Origin of the sequence: Pseudomonas svalbardensis, from assembly GCF_030053115.1 — a bacterium.
Taxonomy (GTDB): domain Bacteria; phylum Pseudomonadota; class Gammaproteobacteria; order Pseudomonadales; family Pseudomonadaceae; genus Aquipseudomonas; species Aquipseudomonas svalbardensis.
Genome location: NZ_CP125619.1, coordinates 6,063,652 through 6,086,669 on the forward strand (window position 1 = coordinate 6,063,652; position 23,018 = coordinate 6,086,669).

General features: G+C 60.4%; 23 protein-coding genes and 1 pseudogene. 8 read left to right on the plus strand and 16 right to left on the minus strand.

Annotated elements, in window-relative coordinates:
* Positions 1-50: 50 nt before the first annotated feature.
* Both QFX16_RS28100 and QFX16_RS28105 read right to left on the minus strand, forming a co-directional pair.
* Positions 51-632: a mechanosensitive ion channel family protein gene (locus QFX16_RS28100; protein WP_283182142.1), complete on the minus strand. Its 582-nt coding sequence runs from the start codon at positions 630-632 to the stop codon at positions 51-53.
* Positions 632-2,542, minus strand: coding sequence for an ATP-binding cassette domain-containing protein (locus tag QFX16_RS28105; protein ID WP_283182143.1), 1,911 nt, complete (start codon positions 2,540-2,542; stop codon positions 632-634). Before QFX16_RS28105 ends, QFX16_RS28100 begins: the two co-directional genes overlap by 1 nt.
* A gap of 50 nt (positions 2,543-2,592) precedes the next feature.
* On the opposite strand from QFX16_RS28105, the gene QFX16_RS28110 reads away from it, so the two are divergent.
* Positions 2,593-3,057, plus strand: a complete 465-nt coding sequence (locus QFX16_RS28110; protein ID WP_283182144.1) for a TIGR02444 family protein — start codon at positions 2,593-2,595, stop codon at positions 3,055-3,057.
* Here the strand turns inward: QFX16_RS28110 and QFX16_RS28115 are convergent.
* Complete coding sequence (locus QFX16_RS28115) at positions 3,054-4,118, minus strand: AlgP family protein (protein ID WP_283182145.1); 1,065 nt, start codon at positions 4,116-4,118, stop codon at positions 3,054-3,056. The genes QFX16_RS28110 and QFX16_RS28115 overlap by 4 nt on opposite strands.
* A 192-nt stretch (positions 4,119-4,310) precedes the next feature.
* Here QFX16_RS28115 and QFX16_RS28120 point away from each other — a divergent pair, with 192 nt between their 5' ends.
* Positions 4,311-4,976, plus strand: coding sequence for an FKBP-type peptidyl-prolyl cis-trans isomerase (locus QFX16_RS28120; protein WP_283182146.1), 666 nt, complete (start codon positions 4,311-4,313; stop codon positions 4,974-4,976).
* Positions 4,977-5,054: 78 nt separating this feature from the next.
* On the opposite strand, the gene ltrA is transcribed toward QFX16_RS28120, so the two are convergent.
* The 9 genes and pseudogenes from ltrA to QFX16_RS29890 form a co-directional block, all read right to left on the minus strand.
* Positions 5,055-6,476, minus strand: a complete 1,422-nt coding sequence (gene ltrA, locus QFX16_RS28125) for a group II intron reverse transcriptase/maturase (protein ID WP_283182147.1) — start codon at positions 6,474-6,476, stop codon at positions 5,055-5,057.
* Positions 6,477-6,958: 482 nt separating this feature from the next.
* Positions 6,959-7,417 carry an Rsd/AlgQ family anti-sigma factor gene (locus QFX16_RS28130; protein ID WP_046045098.1) on the minus strand — a complete coding sequence of 153 codons (459 nt, stop codon included), beginning with the start codon at positions 7,415-7,417 and terminating at the stop codon, positions 6,959-6,961.
* Between the two features lie 178 nt (positions 7,418-7,595).
* On the minus strand, positions 7,596-8,147 hold the full coding sequence (locus tag QFX16_RS28135) for a disulfide bond formation protein B (RefSeq protein WP_283182148.1): 552 nt from the start codon (positions 8,145-8,147) through the stop codon (positions 7,596-7,598).
* A 229-nt stretch (positions 8,148-8,376) separates the two neighbouring features.
* A complete protein-coding gene (locus QFX16_RS28140) occupies positions 8,377-9,615 on the minus strand; it encodes a heme biosynthesis protein HemY (RefSeq protein ID WP_283182149.1) in 1,239 nt (412 codons plus the stop codon).
* Positions 9,612-10,766, minus strand: coding sequence for a uroporphyrinogen-III C-methyltransferase (locus QFX16_RS28145; protein WP_283182150.1), 1,155 nt, complete (start codon positions 10,764-10,766; stop codon positions 9,612-9,614). The genes QFX16_RS28140 and QFX16_RS28145 overlap by 4 nt, the downstream gene beginning before the upstream one ends.
* Before the next feature lie 16 nt (positions 10,767-10,782).
* The gene (locus QFX16_RS28150; protein ID WP_283182151.1) at positions 10,783-11,550 is read right to left on the minus strand and encodes a uroporphyrinogen-III synthase; all 768 of its coding nucleotides are present in this window, start codon (positions 11,548-11,550) and stop codon (positions 10,783-10,785) included.
* Positions 11,547-12,488, minus strand: coding sequence for a hydroxymethylbilane synthase (gene hemC, locus QFX16_RS28155; protein ID WP_283182152.1), 942 nt, complete (start codon positions 12,486-12,488; stop codon positions 11,547-11,549). Before hemC ends, QFX16_RS28150 begins: the two co-directional genes overlap by 4 nt.
* Before the next feature lie 137 nt (positions 12,489-12,625).
* The gene (locus tag QFX16_RS28160) at positions 12,626-13,372 is read right to left on the minus strand and encodes a LytR/AlgR family response regulator transcription factor (RefSeq protein ID WP_283182153.1); all 747 of its coding nucleotides are present in this window, start codon (positions 13,370-13,372) and stop codon (positions 12,626-12,628) included.
* Positions 13,369-13,482, minus strand: a pseudogene (locus QFX16_RS29890) (sensor histidine kinase); the annotation flags it as partial. The gene QFX16_RS28160 and the pseudogene QFX16_RS29890, both read right to left, overlap by 4 nt.
* A 349-nt stretch (positions 13,483-13,831) precedes the next feature.
* Between QFX16_RS29890 and argH the strand changes: the two are divergent.
* Entirely contained in the window at positions 13,832-15,226 is a 1,395-nt protein-coding gene (gene argH, locus QFX16_RS28170; protein ID WP_010465079.1) for an argininosuccinate lyase, read from the plus strand.
* A gap of 116 nt (positions 15,227-15,342) precedes the next feature.
* Here argH and QFX16_RS28175 read toward each other — a convergent pair whose 3' ends face one another.
* On the minus strand, positions 15,343-16,002 hold the full coding sequence (locus QFX16_RS28175; RefSeq protein WP_283182154.1) for a glutathione S-transferase family protein: 660 nt from the start codon (positions 16,000-16,002) through the stop codon (positions 15,343-15,345).
* Between the two features lie 124 nt (positions 16,003-16,126).
* Between QFX16_RS28175 and QFX16_RS28180 the strand changes: the two genes are divergently transcribed.
* From QFX16_RS28180 to QFX16_RS28190, 3 genes are all read left to right on the plus strand, one after another.
* Positions 16,127-16,423, plus strand: a complete 297-nt coding sequence (locus QFX16_RS28180) for a hypothetical protein (RefSeq protein WP_283182155.1) — start codon at positions 16,127-16,129, stop codon at positions 16,421-16,423.
* A gap of 216 nt (positions 16,424-16,639) precedes the next feature.
* Positions 16,640-16,885, plus strand: a complete 246-nt coding sequence (locus QFX16_RS28185; RefSeq protein ID WP_008150272.1) for a TIGR02647 family protein — start codon at positions 16,640-16,642, stop codon at positions 16,883-16,885.
* 206 nt (positions 16,886-17,091) lie between these two features.
* Positions 17,092-19,938 carry a class I adenylate cyclase gene (locus tag QFX16_RS28190; RefSeq protein WP_283182156.1) on the plus strand — a complete coding sequence of 949 codons (2,847 nt, stop codon included), beginning with the start codon at positions 17,092-17,094 and terminating at the stop codon, positions 19,936-19,938.
* Positions 19,939-19,943: 5 nt separating this feature from the next.
* Here the strand turns inward: QFX16_RS28190 and rnk are convergent, their stop codons facing one another.
* The 3 genes from rnk to cyaY all read right to left on the minus strand — a co-directional run bounded on the left by rnk (position 19,944) and on the right by cyaY (position 21,230).
* Complete coding sequence (gene rnk / locus QFX16_RS28195) at positions 19,944-20,354, minus strand: nucleoside diphosphate kinase regulator (RefSeq protein WP_046045088.1); 411 nt, start codon at positions 20,352-20,354, stop codon at positions 19,944-19,946.
* A gap of 320 nt (positions 20,355-20,674) precedes the next feature.
* Complete coding sequence (locus tag QFX16_RS28200; RefSeq protein ID WP_283182157.1) at positions 20,675-20,893, minus strand: DUF1289 domain-containing protein; 219 nt, start codon at positions 20,891-20,893, stop codon at positions 20,675-20,677.
* Between the two features lie 4 nt (positions 20,894-20,897).
* Positions 20,898-21,230 (minus strand): iron donor protein CyaY, encoded by a 333-nt coding sequence (gene cyaY / locus QFX16_RS28205; RefSeq protein WP_008150266.1) that lies wholly within the window; start codon positions 21,228-21,230, stop codon positions 20,898-20,900.
* Between the two features lie 344 nt (positions 21,231-21,574).
* On the opposite strand from cyaY, the gene lptM reads away from it, so the two are divergent.
* Together lptM and lysA are read left to right on the plus strand one after the other, a co-directional pair.
* A complete protein-coding gene (gene lptM, locus QFX16_RS28210) occupies positions 21,575-21,757 on the plus strand; it encodes an LPS translocon maturation chaperone LptM (RefSeq protein ID WP_283182158.1) in 183 nt (60 codons plus the stop codon).
* Between the two features lie 9 nt (positions 21,758-21,766).
* Positions 21,767-23,014, plus strand: a complete 1,248-nt coding sequence (gene lysA, locus QFX16_RS28215; protein WP_283182159.1) for a diaminopimelate decarboxylase — start codon at positions 21,767-21,769, stop codon at positions 23,012-23,014.
* Positions 23,015-23,018 lie beyond the last annotated feature (4 nt).

A 23,018-nucleotide genomic window follows, 5' to 3' on the forward strand; every position in this document is an offset into this window, starting at 1 on the left:
GATTTTTTGCAGGACAGAACAGCTGCCGACCAGCGTGGTCGGCATTTCGGCTACTTTTCGAAACCGCTGGAAGGGAATACATCGCTGCCGCGCCAGCGTCGAACCGAGCGCTGGAAGAACAGGCTGTTGGGCACTTGCACCATGGCGCTGCCGGTGCCGAGTTCTTCGGCTTCGATCAGCGTGGTGTAGAGCAGATTGATCGCAACGACCCGGCCTTTTACGCCGGGCTTGTCGGTGGTGTCCACCAACTCGACCACGTCACCGAGGCGAAACGGGCCGACGGTGAAGATCAGGATTGCGCACAACAGATTCGAGAGCACGCTCCACATGGCGAAGAACGCCACTGCCGCTACCGCGACAAACCCGGACAACGCGGTCCAGAGCACCGTTGCCGACACCCCGAGGCGTTCCAGCACGAAGATCAGCGCACTGCCCATGATCAGCCAGCGCAGACCACCGCGTAGCGGCATCAGCAATTGCGGCGGCAACGGATAGCGCTCACCCAGGCGAGTCAGGCATCTGGCGACGCAACGCTGGGCAATATATCCCGCCAACAGAATCAGCAGGATCTGCACGAAGAGCCAGATCGGCTCGATCCACACGGCAGGCAATGGCAGCTTGAACGCTTCCATCAGGACAGCGCCTCCAGCTCCGCCTGCATGCTTTCGAGCAGTTCCAGCGCTTCCATCCAGGCTTCTTCCAGCTCAGCTTCACGGACCTTCAGCTTGGCCTGTTCGGCCAGCAGATCACGCAAGTCGTTCTTGCGCGCCGGCTCGTAAATGTCGCTGTCGCCGAGGCTGGTATCGATCTTCGCCAGTTTCTCGTGCAGCTTGCCCAGTTCGGCTTCGAGCTTGTCAGCCTCGCGCTTGTGCGGTGCCAGTTGCTGACGCAACGCGGCCGCCGCCTGGCGCTGGGCCTTCTTGTCGGTCTTGTCCGGATTGACCGGCGTACTGCTGACCGGGGCGTTGCGCTGGCGGTAATCCACCAGCCAACGGGTGTAGTCTTCCAGGTCGCCGTCGAATTCCTCGACCTTGCCGTCCGCCACCAGATAGAAATTGTCGGTGGTGCTTTTGAGCAAATGACGATCGTGGGAAACCACCAATACCGCGCCACTGAACTCCTGAAGGGCCATGGTCAGCGCCAGTCGCATTTCCAGGTCCAGGTGGTTGGTCGGTTCGTCGAGCAGCAACAGGTTCGGCCGGCCCCAGGCGATCAACGCCAGCGCCAGACGGGCCTTTTCGCCACCGGAGAAGTTCAGCACCGGCTCATCGATCCGCGCACCGCGGAAGTCGAAACCACCGAGGAAGTCGCGCAGCGTCTGCTCGCGCTCGGTCGGCGCCAGGCGCTGCATATGCAGCAACGGGCTGGCCTTGGAGTCGAGCGAATCCAGCTGATGCTGGGCGAAGTAACCGACGACGGTGTTCTCGCCACGGGTCAATCGACCGGACAACGGCTCGAGTTCACCGGCAAGGTTTTTGATCAGGGTCGATTTACCGGCACCGTTCGGGCCAAGCAAACCGATCCGCGCACCGGGGGTCAGCTGCAGCTTGACCTTCTCCAGCACGGCTCGCTCGCCGTAACCCAGTCGGGCGTCGGAGAGGTCAATCAACGGGCTGGAGATTTTCACTGATTCGCGGAAGACGAAATCGAACGGCGAATCAACGTGGGCGGCGGACAGTTCTTCCATCCGCTCCAGGGCCTTGATCCGGCTCTGGGCCTGACGGGCCTTGGTGGCCTGGGCCTTGAAGCGGGCGATGTAGCTTTCCATGTGCGCACGTTGCGCCTGCTGCTTCTCGTAGGCCTGCTGTTGCTGGGCCAGACGCTCGGCACGGGCGCGTTCGAAGGCGCTGTAACCACCGCGATACAGAGTGATCTTGCGCTGATCGACGTGGGCCACGTGATCGACCACGGCATCGAGGAAGTCCCGGTCGTGGGAAATCAGCATCAAGGTGCCGGGATAGCTTTTGAGCCATTCTTCGAGCCAGATGATGGCGTCGAGGTCCAAGTGGTTGGTCGGTTCGTCGAGTAGCAGAAGGTCCGAGGGGCACATCAAAGCCTGCGCCAAGTTCAGACGCATCCGCCAACCACCAGAGAAATCTCCTACCTGGCGATCCATCTGTTCATTGGTGAACCCAAGGCCGGCCAGCAGTTTTCGGGCCCGGGCATCGGCGGTGTAACCGTCGGCGCTGTCGAGTTCCGAGTGCAGGCGGGCCTGAGCGGTACCGTCATGGGCCGCTTCGGCTGCCGCGAGGTCGCGTTGCACCTCGCGCAGGCGCAGGTCGCCATCGAGCACATAGTCGACCGCCACCCGATCGAGGGTGTCGATCTCCTGGCGCATGTGGGCGATGCGCCAGTCCGCCGGCAAAAAGCAATCACCCGAGTCCGGGTGCAGGTCACCCAGAAGCAAGGCGAACAGGCTCGATTTGCCGGCGCCGTTGGCACCGATGAGGCCGGCTTTGTGGCCGGCGTGCAGGGTCAGCTCGGCGTCTTCTAGCAGACGTTGAGGGCCACGCTGTAAAGTCAGGTTCTGAAGTCGAATCATAATGGCGGCGGAGTCTACCAGCTTCGCTCGCAACTGGCGCGAGTAGCACTATGTCCTCTGACCTGTGGAGCTTTTCCCTTAGTACTTACGCCCGTCCCGGCGTTGAACCCGCATGCCTGCAATTGCAGTCGGCGGGTGTGAACGCGTGCCTGCTGCTGTGCGGGTTGTGGCTGGGAGAACGTGGCGTCGCCTGTAACGAACACCGATTGCAGCAATTGCGTAGCGTGGCCGAGCCGTGGGACGCAGACGTGGTGCGACCGCTGCGAGCCTTGCGGGTGAATTGGAAAGTCGTTGCCGCCGACGATGGCGAACTGAATGCTTTGCGCGAGCAAGTGAAGGCACTCGAGCTGGAAGCCGAGCGACATCTGTTGGTACGACTGGAACGATCGGCGTTGAGTTGGCCGCAGGGTGAGGCGACCGATCTATCGGCCTGGCTGGAAGGTGTAACGGCTGGCGCCGCCCACCTGGACCGCGACGCGCTGCATCAGCTGCGCGTCGCGGTAACCGACACTTAAGAAGCGCTGGTTGGGGTGGTTGCTGCGATCGATGCGGCTGCCGGCGTTGGCGCTGGCGTGGCTGTCGAGGTGGCTGCTGCTAAAGCAGACGTTGCTGCCGGAGCCGGGTTGGCTGGCTTGGCAACTGAAGCGGCGGCCGGCTTGGCGGCAACCGGTTTTTTCACGGCTGGTTTTGCAGCCGGTTTGGCAGCGGCAGGTTTGGCTGCTGGCTTCGCTGCGGCAGGTTTTGCAGCAGCAGTTTTGGCAGCCGGTTTGGCTGCAGCTTTTGCAGCTGGCTTGGCAGCAGTTTTAGTCGCGACTGGTTTCGCGGCAGGCTTGGCAGCAGGTTTCGCAGCGGCTGTTTTTGCAGCTGGTTTTGCGGCCGGTTTAGCAGCGAGTTTAGCCGCTGCAGTTTTCGCCACCGCCGATTTAGCAGCAGCCGTTCTTGCGGCCGGTTTAGCGGCAGCTGTTTTGGCAGCGGCTGGCTTGGCGGCAGCTGTTTTTGCAGCCGGTTTTGCAGCGCTAGCAGCGACTGGTTTTTTTGCCGCTGGTTTAGCGGCAGGTTTTGCTGCGGCTTTCACCGGTGCTTTGGCAGCCGGTTTGGCGGCAGACTTGACCGGTGCTTTTGCAGCAGCCGGTTTGGCAGCGGCTTTCTTGGCAGGAGCCGCAGCAGGCTTGGCCGAACGCAGGGACAACGCCTTGCCGACAGCCTCTTGTACACGACCGACGCCCTGGGCCAGTTTCAGGCTTTCTTGAGCATCGCGCTTGAGTTGCAGAATGTAGCTGCGAGTTTCGGATTGACGATCCTTGAGGGCATCGAGCAAGTCCTCAAGCTCCTTCACCGCGCCCTTGGCTTTGGTTTGTGCCTTGGCCTTGCCGGCCGCCGCAGCGTCCTGCAATTTGGTACGGGACTTGTGCAATTTCTCTTGCGCTTTTCCGCGTTGCTTTTCCAGTTTGGCGAGCAGTTTTTCAGCATCAGCCAAGGCTTGGGAACAAGCGTTTTCCAGATGCTCGAGCAAGCTGCCCGAGAGTTGTTGGAGTAAGTGCAACGGAGTATTTACAGGCTTCTTGGTGGCCGACATGGTTTACCTCCTGGCTGACGTGGGTGCGGCTCATACTAGACCTCTGCTGCTACCGCCGCTAGGGCATGTTGACAGTATCCAAAGCGCTACGTTGCAACGGATTGAAATTCTTCTGCGCTTGCGCAAAACCAGTTCACCGTCGAGCGCATTCACACTGGCATAATCCCCCGCATCTCAGGTCGGAGAGTGCCCATGTCGCGCTACCTTTTTTTATCACTGTGCGTGTTTTTTTCCGTGGCCCAAGCCGCCGAAAAAACCAAAGAAAATGACACTCATGATCTCTCTTACAGCCTGGGCGCAAGCCTCGGTGAACGCCTGCGCCAAGAGGTTCCCGATCTGCAACTTCAGGCGCTGATCCAAGGTTTGCAACAAGCCTATCAAGGCAAACCCCTGGCGCTGAAAGATGAGCAGATCGAACAGATTCTTGCCGAGCACGAAGCCCAGGTCGCCTTGCAACCGAGCATGCCGCAAAGCGAAGTCGCCCTCGGAAAAGAGCAGGCTTTTCTCGCCGAGGAAAAAACCAGACCGGGCGTTCGTGAGCTGGCCGATGGAATATTGCTAACGGAGTTGGCGCCAGGCACTGGCGCCAAAGCTGGCCCTAACGGCAAAGTCCAGGTGCTGTATATCGGTCGCCTTCCCGACGGCACGGTGTTCGATCAGAACAGTCAGCCGCAGTGGTTCAGTCTCGACAGCGTGATCAGCGGATGGCGCAGCGCGTTGCAGCAAATGCCGGTCGGTGCGAAATGGCGCTTGGTGATTCCATCGGCCGAAGCCTATGGCGCCGAGGGTGCCGGCGACCTGATTGCGCCGTTCACACCGCTGGTATTCGAAGTCGAATTGCGCGGCGCCACAAGCTGAATACCGGATCGAGTAGGAGGCGGCTTTACAGCCGCCGTCCTCTCACACCACCGTACGTACGGATCCGTATACGGCGGTTCAAGTTATGCGATTAAGCCGAGTTATCGTATTCAGTATTGAGACCAGACCAAGCCGATCCCACAGTTTCTTCGGTAGCGCCTGATTCATGTGTGGCGCTCCCGAGTTCCACCATGGGCCTCGGCCATTGAACGCTGATATGCAGGCGCGATGCCTACTGAGCCCCAGGCGTATCAAGTTACGAGCCCTTGTTGAGGGCTGCTTCCATTGACGCCATACGGCGCAGCGCAGCTTACGACGCACCCAACCATCCAGTTTCTCCAGCGCTCGCTTGCCTTGGGTTAACTTGAAGTACCCAGCCCAACCACGCAGCACAGGGTTTATCCGCACGATGACGGTTGCCATCTTGCAACCCCGCGCGCCGCGTAGCAGCTCTGCGAGTCGGTCGCGTAAGCGACCCAGACTCCTCGTCGCCACTCTTAGTCTCGGCTGTCGGTGCCAGCTCATCCCATAACCCAGATAATCACAGACCCAAGGCCTTGCCACGCGGCTCTTTTCCCTATTCAGCGTCAGTTTCAGACGCTGGATCAGGAAGCACTCGACGCTGACCATCACTCGCTCGCCGGCACGGCGACTGCGCACATAAATGTTGGCGTCGTCGGCGTAGCGCACGAAGCGATGACCCCGCCGTTCCAGTTCGCTGTCGAGTTCGTTGAGCAGGATGTTCGACAGCAACGGCGAAAGCGGGCCGCCTTGCGGCGTCCCTTCCTGCCGTCGGCTGACGAGTCCACCTGACATCGTTCCCGCTTCGAGGTAACGACGGATCAACGTGAGCACACGCTTGTCTTCGATTTGACGCGCCACGTAAGCCATCAGGACATCGTGGTTGACCCGATCAAAGAATTTCTCCAGATCAAGTTCCACGCACCAGCGGTGACCCGCTGCCACATGGCCGCGAGCGGTTTCGATGGCTTGGTGAGCGCTTCTGCCCGGACGAAAGCCGTAGCTGTAATCCGAGAACAGAGGGTCGAAGATCGGCGTGAGCTGTTGCAGCAAGGCCTGCTGGATCAGGCGATCCACGACGCAGGGGATACCCAGCTGCCGTGTCCCGCCTTTGGGTTTCGGAATGTCGACGGCGCGTACACCTTGTGGGTGATACTCACCGGCCAGCAACCGAGCCTTAAGGGTCGGCCAATACTGTTTCACGTAGCCTGCCAATTCGTCGACCGTCATGCCATCGGCACCCGGCGCGCCCTTGTTGCTGACTACGCGTTGATACGCACGCTTGAGGTTGGCGGGTGCAAGCACCCGCTCCATCAGCGTGTCCGGCTCCGCGTTCGTCCACGTCACAGACGCCGCCGATACCTGTGCGCTGTCAGCCGTCATCCGCGGATACTGTCCGGGACTCGGAGTAACAGTCTTCTCTGCGAGAAATTTCTGCATTTCGGTATCCAACGAGACTCTGACGCCTACCAGCGGCATAACCTGTTCGGCCCTTGGTGACGTGGTTATCCGCCACTTACTACGGCCTCGGCTGACTTCTGCACGCTCATCCCGTCGCCTCTCGGCGTTCGGTAGCACAGTGGCAAACGTGCAGATCTCCCAGGGTAATTCGCGTGACCTTCCTGCTTATGCCTGTCGGATCTACGTCGCAACGTTCCGTGCAAGTATTGGGCTTTGAGGAAGTTTGCCCCCTTACCCCGCTGCGCCGCCTAATCCGCTTCCTGTTCGTCAGGCCAGCATTTTGCCTCGGGCTTCCTTCAGATTCGCAGTCACCCGCGACACCCTTGCCTCTGGCTAACACTTCCCCTTGCCGGGTGTGTAGAGGACTTTCACCTCCAAGTCACCAGCGTGGCCACCACAGCCAAGCCGGTTGCGCTTGCGCGCAACGCGCCATGCCTGGCGCACAAACGAAAAACGGCGCGCATAGCGCACCGTTTTTGGAGGTCTTGCAGGAAGGGGGTTCAGGCCTGAACCGAATCCTCTTCCTTGTGAGCGGTGTGCAGCACTTCGATCAGGCAGTCTTCCAGTTCGAAGCGCTCGTGCAACAGGCCACCCAGCTCTTTGAATTTCTCTGCCACGCATTGACCTGCATCACACAGGTCGTTGAACGCGAGCAACTTCTCGGTGATAACGTCGATGCGAGGGTAGATGGTCTCGGCCAGCTCGAGCCCGCGAGTGTCACCAAACGCCTTCGCTTCGCCGGTGAGCTGTTCGTAGATCTCGAAGTGCCCGGCAGACACGTAATCGACCAGCACGCCGCAGAATTCCTGCAACGGCTTACGGTTCTCACCCAGTGCCTCAGGCTTGGCGCCGAGAGCATCATAGGCCCGAACCAGTTCGTGACGCTCCTGCAACCAGCGATCGATCAGCAGATGCACTCCACCCCAACGTTCCTGAGCATTCTGACAACTTTCGAGCATGGTGATCTCTCTTCCCTTGTGGGTCATGCTGCCCTACACCCGTCGCACACTTGAAGGTCAAGTATCGGCCAGGCAGAGCGTCATTCGAGCAACATAATTCCAATGACACGTGCGGGCCAGATTATGCCCGCGCGACAATGGCTTCAAGGTACGCAGGAGATAAAGTTCATACAAGTGTTTAATCACCCGCCAGCGCCCGGTGCGACGAACCGCCGCTGAGCGGTCGCAGACAGGCTTTCCAGGCAACGCGCAGCAGCTGATAAATTCCCAGAATTGTCATCGCCATGAAGAACAGCAGGCTCCATTCAGGAATGCTCAGGTCGAACAGTGTCCAGGAAATCTCCGCGCACTCGGCTTCCCCTTTAAACATCTGTGTCACCTGGCAAAACCAGGGCATGTCCTCGTACTGAACAGCCAGATTGGGCGAGCACGTCAACAGCTGACGCGCTGGATCGCTCTGTAGCAATACCTGCCGCCACGCCGTGACCGTACCCGCCAGACTGCAAAACAACCCGAGCATCCAATACAGGAAAGAGCCAACGCGGCCCGGCCCATGCACCGAAGCCACCAGGCAGACACCCGTGAGCAACGCGAGGCAAGACCGCTGCAACAAGCACAACCCGCAAGGCTTGAGGCCGACCGCATATTCCAGGTAATAGGACACGCCCAGGGCCAGGGCACCTGCAATGAAAGCCATGAAAAACAAGGAGCGTGAGCAGGCCAAAGACATGGCATTTCCGTAACAGTAGAGACAGGCGGTTACGGTAGAGGAAAGCGCTGCAGCCTTTCAAGGCAGGCCAGTGGGGACACTTCAACAGAAGTGTAGGGAATTCCCGACAGGAACGAGAGGATTAGGTGTAGTCCTCTGTAGGACTCTGCCGCTGACGGACTACAAAGGTAAAATTCTGGCAGTTTGCAGGCGACGGGATCGCTCCTTGGAGCGACCCGTCATCCACTCTTCAAGCGTGAACAGGAACCGGCAACGGTGCCGCCAACAAGCGCTCGTCCAACAAGCCCAAGCCCTCCTGGAACAACTGATTGCTGCGTTCTGTGTCACCCAGCTGCGCCAGCAGCCGCGCCAGTTCCGCGCAGGCTTCCGGGTTGCGCTGCACTCGCAGGCTGCTTTCCAGATAGTCCCGGGCCTTGCCCCAAAGGCTGCTTTGCAGACACAAGCGCCCCAGGGTCAGCAACAGGCTTGGGTCGGCCGGATGATCCTTGAGCCAGCTCTCGGCGGTGTGCAGTTGACGTGCTGGATCGCTGCCGCGAACGAGTCCGTAGAGGCGCGCCAGATGACTGTCGTAGTTGCGCTTGAGCGCCGTTCGCAGGATCTCTTCGGCCTCGACCTGAGCACCCAGTTGCCGAAGTTGCTCGGCATAAGCGAGCACCAGTTGCGGCTCCTGACGCTGAGCTGAGGTCAGCTGCTGCCAGGCGCGATTGAGCGATTGCAGGTCGACCGTCCCGTCTTCTTCCTGATGCGCCGCCAGGGACAGGTTCTCACCCCAGGCCCGGCGTTCCAGTTCGGCCAGTTCGGCCGGTGGCAGAACCTTGTCCTTGCGTAGCTCCGGCAGCAGACGAATCACGGCCGACCAGTCGCCCCGCTGTTGGTGCAAGCGCTGCAACTGGCGCAAGGTCTGGACGTTATGAGGATGACGCTCGTGCATGGCTTGCAGGGTCACCAGGGCGCCTTCGGTATCGCCACGGTCGGTCTGTAATTGTGCGTGGCTCAGGGCAATTGCCAACTCTGCCTGGGGTTGTCGCTCAAGAGCGCGTTCCAGCAGGTTGTCGCTTTCCTCGTATTGACCTTGTTCGTTCGCGGCCCGTGCAGCGCCGAGGTAGTAAAGCAAAGGCTGGCGCTCGGCTTCCGCTGCCCGATGGAGATGACGCTGCGCACTGGCCCAGCGACCTTCGGCCAGATCCAGCTGACCGTGTTCAATCGCCACCTGCACCCGGCGACTGCGATTGCGCCGCGACCAGGGATTGACCACGCCGCTGGAGGTCGTCACCAATTCGATCAACGCCTTGATGCCCCAGAACACCAGCCAGAGCACGGCGACCAACGCCAGGGTTGCCCACAGGCTCGATTCATAACGGAAGCTTTTGTAGGCGATCAGCACGTAACCGGAATGCTCGGCAATCGCCAGCCCCAGCGCGGCAGCCGCGGCGATCACCAGGAACACGATCACATAGAGGCGTTTCATGGCGTCGCCTCCTGAGCGGTGTCCGCGGCAGGTTTGGCCATCGGTTTGATCGAGTCCTCGGCGTTGACATTACGCCGCTCCAGATACCCCTGAACCGCACTCAGCGTGCCGGTCAGATCTGGCGTGACGACGGTGACCGGTTGCTTGCTCAACTCGCCAACCTGCTCAAGCATCACTTTGCTCTGAGGATTGTCCGGGTTGAAGTTGCCCTTGAGCACGTCCCGCGCTTCGGCCAGCGCCTGGGTATAAACCGCGGCCTGGCCATTGAGCGCGGCCCATTGCGCCTGCTCCAGCGCCAGGCTCAGGGCCAGGCGCACCTGGCTCAGGCTCTGCCCGGCCAGCAACGGACGCACATTCTTGTCGGCGTTGAAGTCGATGCGGATGTAGCGCGAGACCTGATCCCACCATTGCGCCCAACGACTGGCGCCGTCGCCATCAGCGGTGAGACCCAACAGGGATTCACCACGGTCCTTGTACTCGGGTGCCAGCTCGGTGAGGCTGATCACCTGATCGCGCAGCGCCCCCAGTCGCAGGAACAGACCGGTGCGATCCGGCTGTTGGGTGCTACGCAATGCCACCAGCGTTTTGGCCACTTGCTCGCGAGCGGCAAAAGAGCCCGGGTCGTTCTGTTCGCGCAGAATTTCATCGGCGCCCTGCACCAAAGCCTGGGCACTGCTGATGTCCTGCAACGCGGAAAGACGCAGGCTGGCCAGGCGCAGCAGGTGCTCGGCCTCGGCCAGACGCCAATCCTTGCGGCTGGCGCCGAGAACCGTTTCCAGGCGTTGATTCAAGCGCTGCTGATCGCCTTGAAGCTGAATGACCAAACGACTGCGCGCGTCGAGTTCGTCGGCGGCAGGCATTTGTTCCAGGCGAGCAGTCAGGCGTTGCTCATTGAGCTTCAGGTCCTGCGCCTGATCGTTCAATGCCTGGACCTGACTCAACTGCAGTTGAGTATTGGCTTGCAGGTGACGCACCTGCCAGACTCCCCAACCGCCCACGGCAACACCGGCAGCGCCCAGCAGCAGCGCGACGATTGCCAACCCATTGCCTCGGCGCTGCACTGCAGCAGGTGGCCCAGTTTCAACCGGTGCTTCTACCGGTGCATCAAGCACTGGCTGGACGTCATCTTTAGGCAAGGCTGTTTCGCTCACGTATCCATCCTTTGCATTAGAGAACGGGTCCGGGATGCTCCCGCAACGCCGTCAGCAAAGCCGCGGCACTGGCGCCGCGACAATCCACAACTGTTTGGGCCCCGGCGGCACGTGCCAGCTCGGCGACCCTGGGGCTTGGAACAAACAACGGCAACCGCGCCAATCGCGGCCAGGCATCGCCGGCCAACTGATGCAGGTGCTCAAAACCCTGTCCACTGCTGACCACCAGCCCGTTCAAGCGTTCCGCTTCGATCAGGTCAGGCAGCGCTGCCGGCGGGTATTGCGGCAGGTCACGGCGGTACAACTCCAGATACTCGACACTAGCACCAAGCTCGCGCAAACGCTCAGCCAGCAACTCGCGCCCGCCCTCCCCGCGCATGATCAGCACGCGTGGACCGGGCCGTGCGATTGCCTCGCGCAACTGAGGAAGTTCAAGCAAGGCTTCGCTGTCATCGCCATCCACCGGAAAGCGGATATCCAACCCGCGATCCTCGAGGATCTGCGCGGTGGCTGCGCCCACGCTGAACCACTTCAATCGAGGGGGTTGCGGCCGATACCTGTCGAGCAGATCCACAGCAATTCTGGCGGCCGGTTTGCTGACCACGATCACCGCGCAATAGCGATCCAGCCCCTGAATCACCTCGCGCATTGTGTCAGAGGCAGGAATCGGCTCGATCTCCAAAAGCGGCAAACTGCTGCTGAAAATCCCCTTTTCGGCCAAAAGACTGCTCAGCGCCGCCGACTCATCCGCGGGACGCGTCAGCAGCAGGCGCCAGCCCGTCACTCGTGACCTGCCTCGCCGTAGACTGCTTTCAGGATGTCGTTGGCGCCTTGACTCAGCAGGTCTTCAGCCACCTGCACACCCAGGGCTTCGGCGTCGCTGCGTGGCGCACGAGCCTCGGCGCTGAGCAGCAGACCGCCATTCGGATCACCAACAAGACCACGCAACCAGATCTGCTCGCCTTCAAGCACGGCATAGCAGGCGATCGGCACTTGGCAGCCGCCATTCAAATGTTTGTTGAGAGCACGTTCGGCGGTCACGCGGGTGGCGGTGTCCTGATGGTGCAGCGGTACCAACAGCGCGTGAATTTCGCTGTCGACGCTGCGGCATTCGATACCCACCGCACCTTGGCCACCGGCCGGCAGACTGTCATCGACGCTGATGGCCGAGGTAATCCGATCTTCAAAGCCGAGACGAATCAGGCCGGCGGCGGCGAGGATAATGGCGTCGTATTCGCCGGCATCGAGCTTGGCCAGGCGCGTGTTGACGTTGCCGCGCAGGAAGCGAATTTCCAGGTCCGGACGACGGGTCAGCAACTGGGCCTGACGGCGCAGGCTGGAGGTGCCGACGATGCTGCCTTGCGGCAATTCGTCCAGACTGGCGTAGGTGTTGGAGACGAATGCATCGCGCGGGTCTTCTCGCTCGCAGATGCAAAACAGACCGAGGCCTTCAGGGAAGTCCATCGGCACGTCTTTCATCGAGTGCACGGCGATGTCGGCTTCGTTTTCTAGCAGCGCGGTTTCCAGTTCTTTGACGAACAGGCCCTTGCCGCCGATTTTCGACAGTGGCGAGTCGAGCAACTTGTCACCACGACTGACCATGGGCACCAACGTCACGAGCAGACCCGGATGGGCCTCTTCCAGACGGGCTTTGACGTATTCGGCCTGCCACAGGGCGAGTGCACTTTTACGGGTGGCGATGCGGATTTCGCGAGAGGACATGGATCAATCCGTACTGAATAGATACGGCGGATAATAACAGCTCAGCCAAATCCACTTTGACTTGTATCAGAAACCGCGTGGCCTCCCTGGCCTCAGACATCCAGCAATCGGGATAAAACCCGCCCGTAAATGGCGGATTAAAGCTGTTGCATCATCTTGCGCACGCCGGCCACATGCCGTCGGCTGACGATCAGGGCGTCGCCGTTCAAGCCTTTGAGGAACAGCTGAAAATGCCCCAGAGGCGTGCGTTGCAGGCGTTCGATGCGTTCGCGGGCGACCAGCGCGTTGCGGTGGATTCGCACGAAGCGGTCGCCAAATTCATCTTCAAGGGCCTTGAGCGGCTCATCCAGCAGCACTTCGCCGCCTTCGTGGCGCAAGGTCACGTATTTGTGATCCGCAATGAAGTACACCACCTGACCCAACGGGATCAGTTCGATACCTTTACGGGTACGGGCGCTGATGTGGCTGCGCGGGCCGCTGCCACTTTCGGCGGCGGGACGGGTCAGGGCCGCGAGCTGGACGCGATTGGGCCGCTCGGCTTTTTTCAACGCTTCATGCAATTGTTCTGTACGCACAGGTTTCACCAGATAGCCTACGGCGCTGGCCTGTAAGGCTTCCACGGCAAATTCATCGGGCCCTGTGCAAAACACCACGGCGGGCGGGGTTTCGCGTTCGCACAATCGTGCAGCCACTTGCAGGCCATCGAGGCCTGGCATGCCGATATCGAGCAGCACGATATCGGGTTTGTGGCTGTCGATCAGAGCCAACGCCTCATCGCCGTTCGTGGCGCTAGGCTCCAGGACACTGTATCCCTCGAGTTCGCCAACCATTCGGCTCAGGCGCTCGCGGACAAGGGGTTCGTCATCAACGATCAGGACATTCATATTGCGCTGGATTCCTGCGTGAGTCTCGCACAAGGATAGCGTAGACAGGTGAAGTGACGTCCGTCACCGCGATCCACGCTAAGACTAGCGCGAGGGCCAAAAAGTGCCGCCCGTCCGACGGCTAAATTTTCATCTGTCGTGCGTTTGGCGGCCCAGGCCCGCGTTGGCGAGGCATCGCCGTAGGGTTTGTTGATACACAATATGAACACCCCCTCTTCTTATAGTCAGCTGCAGCGTCTGGAACTGCGCTGATCCTACTGTCCAACTGTAGACGGTTGCCGGCACGATATTGCTCAAATGAAAAATATCGTTGCGCAAATCCCCTCGGTGTTGACTCGAGTATGGACCGCCGCCTGAGAAAAAAACCTATCGACCAGTGCCAGCGACAGGATTGGCAACCCTGTTATTATCCGCGACAGCTTTCTACGCCATTTTTCTTCAGCCGACACGAGCGAATTCATGAGCACTGACAAGACCAATCAGTCCTGGGGCGGCCGCTTCAGTGAACCCGTCGACGCCTTCGTCGCCCGCTTCACCGCCTCCGTCACTTTCGACCAGCGCCTGTATCGCCACGACATCATGGGCTCGATCGCTCACGCCACGATGCTGGCCAAGGTCGGCGTGCTGACCGATGCCGAGCGCGACAGCATCACTGATGGCCTGAAGACCATCCAGGGTGAAATCGAGGCCGGCCAATTCGACTGGCGCATCGACCTCGAAGACGTGCACATGAACATCGAGGCGCGTCTGACCGACCGCATCGGCGTCACCGGTAAAAAGCTGCACACCGGCCGCAGCCGTAACGACCAGGTCGCCACCGACATCCGTCTATGGCTGCGTGACGAGATCGACCTGATCCTGAGCGAAATCACCCGCCTGCAAAAAGGCTTGCTGGAGCAGGCCGAGCGCGAAGCCGGCAGCATCATGCCAGGCTTCACTCACCTGCAAACCGCGCAGCCGGTGACGTTCGGGCACCACATGCTGGCCTGGTTCGAGATGCTCAGCCGCGACTACGAGCGTCTGGTCGACTGCCGCAAACGTACCAACCGCATGCCGCTGGGCAGCGCCGCACTGGCGGGTACCACCTACCCGATCGACCGCGAATTCACCGCCCAACTGTTGGGCTTCGACGCTGTTGGTGGTAACTCGCTGGACAACGTGTCCGATCGTGACTTCGCCATCGAGTTCTGCTCGGCCGCGAGCATCGCGATGATGCACCTGTCGCGCTTCTCCGAAGAGCTGGTGCTGTGGACCAGCGCGCAGTTCCAGTTCATCGATCTGCCGGACCGTTTCTGCACCGGCAGCTCGATCATGCCGCAAAAGAAAAACCCGGACGTTCCAGAGCTGGTGCGTGGCAAGACCGGCCGCGTATTCGGCGCGCTGATGGGCCTGCTGACCCTGATGAAAGGCCAGCCACTGGCCTACAACAAGGACAACCAGGAGGACAAAGAGCCACTGTTCGACGCCGCCGACACGTTGCGCGACTCACTACGGGCCTTTGCCGACATGATCCCGGCGATCAAACCCAAGCACGCAATGATGCGTGAAGCAGCCCTGCGCGGTTTCTCCACCGCTACCGACCTGGCCGACTACCTGGTTCGCCGCGGCCTGCCGTTCCGTGACTGCCACGAAATCGTTGGCCATGCCGTGAAGTACGGCGTGGAAAGCGGTAAAGACCTGGCGGAAATGAGCCTGGAAGAGCTGCGCAAGTTCAGCGACCAGATCGATCAGGACGTGTTTGCCGTGTTGACGCTGGAAGGCTCGGTGAATGCCCGCGACCACATCGGCGGGACTGCGCCGGCACAGGTCAAGAAGGCTGTGGCTCGCGGCCAGGCATTGCTCGCCAGCCGCTAAGCAGTCAAAAAGCATCGTCGGAACGCCGCCCGGAGCAAGCCCGCACACATTTGGAATGCGCTCCCCTGTGGGAGCGAGCCTGCTCGCGAAAGCGGTCTTGAAGACGCTGCAAAAACCTACTTCTTGGACGCGACCATCGCCAAAAACGCTGGCATTGCCGCGTCCTTGTCCTTCGCAATCCGCTGCACATGCGGATTTTGCCCCAGACGCTCCAGCAACGCCTTGGCCGCCGGCATCTCGGCCAGCAAATCCAGGTCAAACAGCTTCTGCGCTACCGCACAGGCCAGCGGCACGCTGTAGAGGAAATACAAATCCGCAATGCTCAGGCTGTCACCTGCCACATAAGGGGCGAACTTGCCGTGCCTGCCCAGTGAGGCAAACCCCAGCAGCAACTCGGCTTTGGTCTTGTCCTTGATCGCATCCGGCACCGTCATGCCGAAAAATGCTTCGGCGTAGCAGGCACGCCCAGGCAATTCGATGTACAGCTCGATTTCCTTGGCCAGTGCCAGGACCTGCGCCCGCTCAAAGGGATCACTCGGCAACAGCGGCGTGCCTTTCTGGCTGTGTTCGAGGAACTCAAGAATCACGCTGGTTTCGTTGACGAAACCCTGTTCGACGCCCAGCACCGGCACCTTCCCGCGCGGGCTGATGGCTAATGCCTCGGGGCTCGGCCCCGGGTAAAACAGCACCTCTTCAAACGGCAGTCCCTTCTCGAGCAGCGCCAGCTTGACCATGTTGTAGTAGTTGCTGACGGAAAATCCATAAAGCTTGAGCATCACATATCCTCCGGGCCGTGCGGGGTTGGCAGGTGCCTTTTATAGAACGCCGCGACGTTTCTTGCCAGCAGCATCACAGCGATGAATGCAGGTAAACTGGCCGCCTTAACTTGAGGAGCCTGCCATGAGCGAGCCAACCCCCGGCATCAACGACGACGACATCGACGAAGAAGAGTTCGCCGAAAACACCCTGGTCGAAGCCATCGAAAACCAGATCGAAAGCGACAACCCGCCGGCCGCCAAGGCGACCTTCAACAAGCTGACATTGGTGGGTTACGAGCGTGAAGAAATTCTCAATCTGATGGCCCACGTTCTGGCGGTGGAAATCGACGCGATCCTCGAAGAAGACCGCGCGTTCAACACTGAATGGTATGAAACTGCGTTGCGTGCGCTGCCAGAGTTGCCGCCGGAAAAGAAATAAAATCAAAAGATCGCACCTGTCGAAGGTTGCGATCTTTTTCAATTCAGGCAACCGTTTCTCAGACCCTGACTACACTCAATCCACCCCACTGCCGCACCGCCCACCGGGGAATGCTTCCCAAGGCGAAAAAACCCTGTCGCGAGCACTGGACATGCCGCCCGAGTGGGATCACCTTAGGGACGCTGTCGTCCAATTCCTAGAAAGTCTGGAGTCCTTATGTCGCTTACCCCTGAGTTGGTTGCCGAACTGGAAATCCTCGCACTCTTCAACCTGGACAGTTCCCAGGAGGGTTTGAAAATTCATCAGACCGCTGCCCCGAAAGCCATTGCCGCCGCCCAAAGACTGTTCGACAAAGAACTGATCACCCAGCCAGATGGTGGTTATCTGACCAGCCTGGGCCGTGACGCCGCGCAAAATGTGCAAACCGTTCTGACCATTCTCAACGTCCGGGAAACTGCCTGAGCATTACCGTAGCGCCCACGGAAACCCCTGCTACGGGATTTCCGCGGGCACATTTCGTTACCTGCCCTGTTGCCTGCCGTCGCCCCGCGATAAAAATCTGACGCCAGAAAAAACAAAATCAGCTTAAAAGTCCTGGAGCCGAGGCGCTAAACTGCCCTCATCCGCAGACATCCACGTCTGAGCCCCGCGAGCCGGTTTGAGCTGACATGACCCGCCACCATGAAATCCGCCCCGATCTGGACGAGGGAATCGACCGCAAGGTTCTCAGCCAGCTGCGCGCACGTTTTCTGAAGCTCAACGAAGGCCGTATGGCCCGCGCCATGGAAGGGTTATCGACTCGCCAGCAAGCGGTGCTGACCTTGTTGCCGCTGTTTTTCCACGTCAATCATCCGCTGTTGCCTGGGTACGTTTCGGGCAGCACACCGGCCGGGCTGTCGAATTACGAACCCGACGCCAACACCCTCGCCGAAGCCCAGCGCCTGACCCGCTCGTTTTCCTATAAGCCCCGCCATGGCAGCAATCCGCCGCGACCGATTCACGGCCTGTTCCTGATGGGCAGCCTCGGCACCCTCGCCCAGGCCGACCAGAGCGACATGGACGTGTGGGTCTGTCATGGGCCGGACTTGAGCGAAAGTGACCTCGCTGAACTGCGCAAAAAATGCCAGCTCCTCGAAGTCTGGGCCGCCAGCCAGGGCGCCGAGGCGCATTTCTTCCTGATCGACCCGACCCGTTTCGTACGCGGTGAACGTGATACGCAACTGAGCTCGGAAGACTGCGGCACCACCCAGCATTATCTGCTACTGGATGAGTTTTATCGCACCGCGATCTGGCTGGCCGGACGCACGCCCGTCTGGTGGCTGGTGCCGGTCTACGAAGAAGCGAGCTACGACCGTTACACCCACACGCTGATGTCCAAGCGCTTCATCCGTGCCGATGAAACCCTCGACCTTGGGCATCTGGCCTATATCCCGCCGGGGGAGTTCATCGGCGCCGGACTCTGGCAGTTGTTCAAGGGCATCGAGTCGCCGTACAAATCGGTCCTCAAACTGCTGCTGATCGAGGTCTACGCCAGCGAACACCCCAAGGTTCATTGCCTGAGCCTGCGCTTCAAGCAAGCGGTGTTTGCCAATCGGCTCGACCTTGACGAGCTGGACCCGTACGTCGTGGTCTACCGACGCATCGAGGAATACCTCACCGCCCGTGGCGAGCCGGAACGGCTGGAACTGGTACGCCGGGCGTTGTACCTGAAGGTCAATCGCAAACTCACCGGCAGCAGCGGTCGCACTCAGAGCTGGCAGCGTTCGTTGCTCAAACGCCTGGCCCACGAATGGCAGTGGGATCATCGTCAACTGGCCCTGCTCGATAGCCGCAGCCAGTGGAAAGTCCGTCAGGTCAGCTCTGAACGCAGGGCCTTGGTCAACGAGCTCAATTACAGCTATCGCTTCCTGGCCCAGTTCGCCCGCAACGAACAGACCGTCAGCCTGATCAACAAGCGCGACCTCAACGTGCTGGGTCGACGGCTGTACGCAGCTTTCGAGCGCAAGGGCGACAAGGTCGAGTTCATCAACCCTGGCATCGCCCCGGACTTGGCCGAAGACACCCTCACGCTGGTGCACGCGCCGAACAAAAAAGAATCGGGTCAAACTCAGTGGGGCTTGTACAACGGCAGCCTGACGGCCCTCGAATGGGAGCATTTCGCACCGATCAAGCGCGGCCGCCAATTGCTGGAGCTGCTGACCTGGTGTCACCGCAATGGCGTGATCGACAGCAGCACTCGCCTGGCCTTGCATCCCGGCAGCAGCGACCTGAGCGAGTTCGAGCTGTTCAACCTGCTCGGCAGCCTGCAACAGAGCATCGCCCTGCCCCTGACGACCGTCGCCGAAGAACCGTTACTGCGCGCCAGTGAGCCGAGCGAAGTGCTGATTCTGGTGAATGTCGGGGTCGATCCACTCAAGCACCACCGCGACCTGAACATCCTGATGACCACCGAGCGCACCGATTCCCTCAGTTACGCCGGCGTCCGGGAAAACCTGGTGCTGACCCTGGATCAGGTCACGCTCAACAGTTGGAACGAAGTGCTGGTCAGCCGCTTCGACGGCCCCCACGCGCTGCTCGACTGCGTGCGTGATTACCTCAACAACCTGCCCGGCGGGCTACACCAACCCACGTTGCGGGTTCGTTGCTTCTGCCACAACCGCGCACAGTTCATCGCCCGGCGGGTAGAAGAGATCCTCGACACCGCGCAGAACCTGCTGTTGAGCAAACTCAATCATCGCTACCTGATTCAGGTCCAGCAGCACTACCACGTGCTGGAACTGGTGCCCGGCCAGGTCAATCATGTCGCCCTCGCCACGCTGCCGGCGCTGGTCGATTACCTGGGCGAAGTGCTGGCAAGCTACAGCCCACTTCACCTGGACCCGATGGCATTGGAAGACCACGACCTGGCGCTGGTCTTGCCGATGGGCCAGCCCGATTGCATTCAGGTGTTCTACCGGATCAACGAGCACCGCGCCGACCTGTACGTGCTGGATGAATTTAATGCCTTATGGCAGCAGCGCTTGCCCTACCACGACGAGCAAAGCCTGCTGGTGCCACTGCAACGTTTCCTGCAATCGATCCAGTACCGGCGCGACGCCTTGCTGCCGATGGACGTCGCCCAGCCGCTGAACCTGGACACCTTGTATTACCAACTGCTGCCCTCCGGCCCCGTACGGGCGCGTCGGGTCGAAGCTCGGCCAGCGCCGCAAACCCCGGTCAACAAACCGTTCTACGACGTGCAGGCGATAGTCGGCAAAGCCGCACCGGGACAGGTGCAGGTCACGTTGTATTGCAATCAGCGGGAATTTTCAGAGTTGGAACATGGCGACCAACTGTTCAGCGTGGTCGCCCGGGAAATCGTCGAGCAGCGCCGTGAAACCGAACGCTATCGCTGCTACATCACCGACCTGGACCTGTCGGGCCTGCTCGGTGATGGTCAGAGTTCAAGCATTTTGTATTTGCGCTACAAGGCTGACCTGGAGCGCGCATTGAACGAGGCGCTCGAGCAGGTCTGAGGGGTTTATTCCGGAAAGTGGCCACCCTCGGCCGGCTGCGATTCGACTTCCAGCAGGGTCAGTTTCAGTGTCTTGCCGCCCGGTGCCGGCCAGTCGATGTGCTGACCAACCTTGAGACCGAGCAGTGCGCTGCCCACCGGCGCCAGAATGGAAATCTTGCCTTCGTCGGCATTGGCATCCTTCGGATAAACCAGCGTCAGGTGATAGTCCTTGCCGCTGCCTTCTTCGCGGCAATGCACACGGGAATTCATGGTCACGACATCGGCGGGTACTTCATCGTGACCGACCAGGGTATCGGCGCGATCCAGTTCGGTTTGCAGCGCGATAACGCCCGGCAGCGTGTCATCCAGGCTGTCGATCAGGCGCTCCAGACGTTGCACGTCCAGACGGGTAAGGGTGATGGAAGGTGCGGTCATGATTTGGGCAGACTCCTTTCTTCTGCACAGAAAAAGCAAAACCCCGCCAGAAAAAGGCGGGGTTTTCACGAGCCTCGATGAGTTGAGGCGTACCCGGACACTATCACAGCTCAACAAATATACAAGTCGGGGGCGACGACACACTTTTGTAGCAGCTGGCGAAGCCTGCGTTCGGCTCGGGCCGCGTTCGGACGCAGCAGTCGTGAAACCAGGCTATCAGGTGTTTCAGGAATACCGAGTATTCAGGGTTTACGACTGCTGCGCCCGAGCGCGGCCCGAGCCGAACGCAGGCTTCGCCAGCTGCAGGTCGCGTAAAGGCTTCAGGTGGCGGTCTTGCGCTGGACTGCCTGGGCGCAGATAACGCGGCGCCGATCGTCATCGGCCGAGCGCCATTCGCGGATGTCTTCGACATGGCGAAAACACCCAAGGCAGACCTTCTGCTCATCCAGCCGACACACACCGCTGCATGGCGAAGCCACCGCCGGGCTGACATTGCTGTAGAGCGGTTTGGGCGGACGAACGCGCGCAGGCTGGGTCACGATCTCACAGACCTTCGAAATCGAGTTCGGCGTCAGCTTGCTGCTTGACGATGCGCTCGAGCATCTCGCCGAGTTGTTCGTCGCTCTTGTCACACATCCAGCGCTTGCTCTCTTCGTCGTAATCGAAGTGGAACCCGCCGGACACGGCCGCCAGCCACAGCTGCCGCAGCGGTTCCTGACGGCTGAAAATCAACTGGCTGCCGTTTTCGAACTTGACGGTGAGCACACCGGCCGAGCTCTCCAGATCGATATCCAGGTCACACTCGTCAAAAATATCCTCCAGCGTCTGCTGGGTGGCATCGACCAGATCGTGGAAACGGGCTTCAGTCAAACTCATTGCGGGAACCTCAAAAAGTGTCTACTCACGCTCAAGCGCCGCAAGATACGGGCGAGCCCCGGTGATTGCAAAGGATAACGACCAAGCGTCGATATCGATATGGTAAGCGCTGTACCTGTGGGAGCGAGCCTGCTCGCGAAGAGGCCGGCACATTCAACATCGTTGTTGGCTGACACATCGTCTTCGTCGGAACGCCGCCCGGAGCCGGCTCGCTCCCACAATGGAATGCACCTGGCTGGCCGGCATCAGGCGAAGCCCCGCCGGACGGGAGCCCCGTCGCATAGGCAAGCTGCCGGGTGGCCGGTATACTCCGGCGCAATTAATGCATTTTCAAGGATTTCGCCATGAAGCGCCTGATCTCTTCCCTTGCTGCGCTCGCTTCGCTCGTCGCTTTTGTGAGCTTATTATCGGCCTGTGGTCAAAAAGGCCCGCTGTACCTGCCCGATGACAGCCAGGACCCTGCAGAGCAGGCCAAGTCGTCGCAAAAACAACCTGCATCCAAATCGCACAAGCACGACGTCTACTAAGGGAACGCCATGGACGCTTTTAACTACCGTGGCGGGGAGCTGTTCGCGGAAGGTGTTGCCCTGTCCGCCATCGCTCAACGCTTTGGCACACCGACCTACGTCTACTCCCGCGCCCACATCGAAGCCCAGTACCTGGCTTTTGCCGATGCACTGGCCGGCATGCCGCACCTGGTCTGCTTTGCGGTCAAGGCCAACTCCAACCTGGGTGTACTGAATGTCCTGGCGCGTCTGGGCGCCGGTTTCGACATCGTCTCCCGTGGTGAGCTGGAACGCGTACTGGCCGCTGGCGGCAGCGCCGACAAGATCGTCTTCTCCGGTGTCGGCAAGACCCGTGACGACATGCGTCGCGCCCTGGAAGTCGGCGTGCACTGCTTTAACGTCGAATCCACCGATGAGCTGGAACGCCTGCAAGTGGTCGCCGCCGAGCTGGGCGTTCGCGCGCCGATCTCGCTACGCGTGAACCCGGATGTCGACGCTGGCACCCACCCGTACATTTCCACCGGTCTTAAAGAGAACAAGTTCGGCATCGCCATCACCGACGCCGAAGACGTGTACATCCGCGCCGCCCAACTGCCAAACCTGGAAGTGGTCGGTGTCGATTGCCACATCGGTTCGCAACTGACCACCCTGCCGCCCTTCATCGACGCCCTCGACCGCCTGCTGGGCCTGGTCGACCGCCTCGGCGATTGCGGCATTTACCTGCGCCACATCGATCTCGGTGGTGGTTTGGGCGTGCGTTATCGCGATGAAGAGCCGCCATTGGCTTCCGACTACATCAAAGCCGTGCGCGAGCGTCTTGACGGTCGTGACCTGGCGCTGGTGTTCGAGCCGGGCCGCTTTATCGTCGCCAACGCCGGCGTGTTGCTGACCCAGGTCGAGTACCTCAAGCACACCGAGCACAAAGACTTCGCCATCGTCGACGCAGCCATGAATGACCTGATCCGCCCGGCGCTGTATCAAGCCTGGATGGACGTCACCGCCGTGCGCCCGCGCAATTCCGCTGCCCGTGCCTACGACATCGTCGGGCCGATCTGCGAGACCGGCGACTTCCTGGCCAAGGATCGTGAGCTGGCCCTGGAAGAAGGTGACCTGCTGGCGGTGCATTCGGCCGGTGCCTATGGGTTTGTCATGAGTTCCAACTACAACACCCGCGGCCGTGCCGCTGAAGTGTTGGTGGACGGTGATCAGGCATTTGAAGTGCGTCGCCGTGAGACGGTAGCCGAGTTGTTTGCTGGCGAAAGCCTGCTGCCGGAGTAAAACC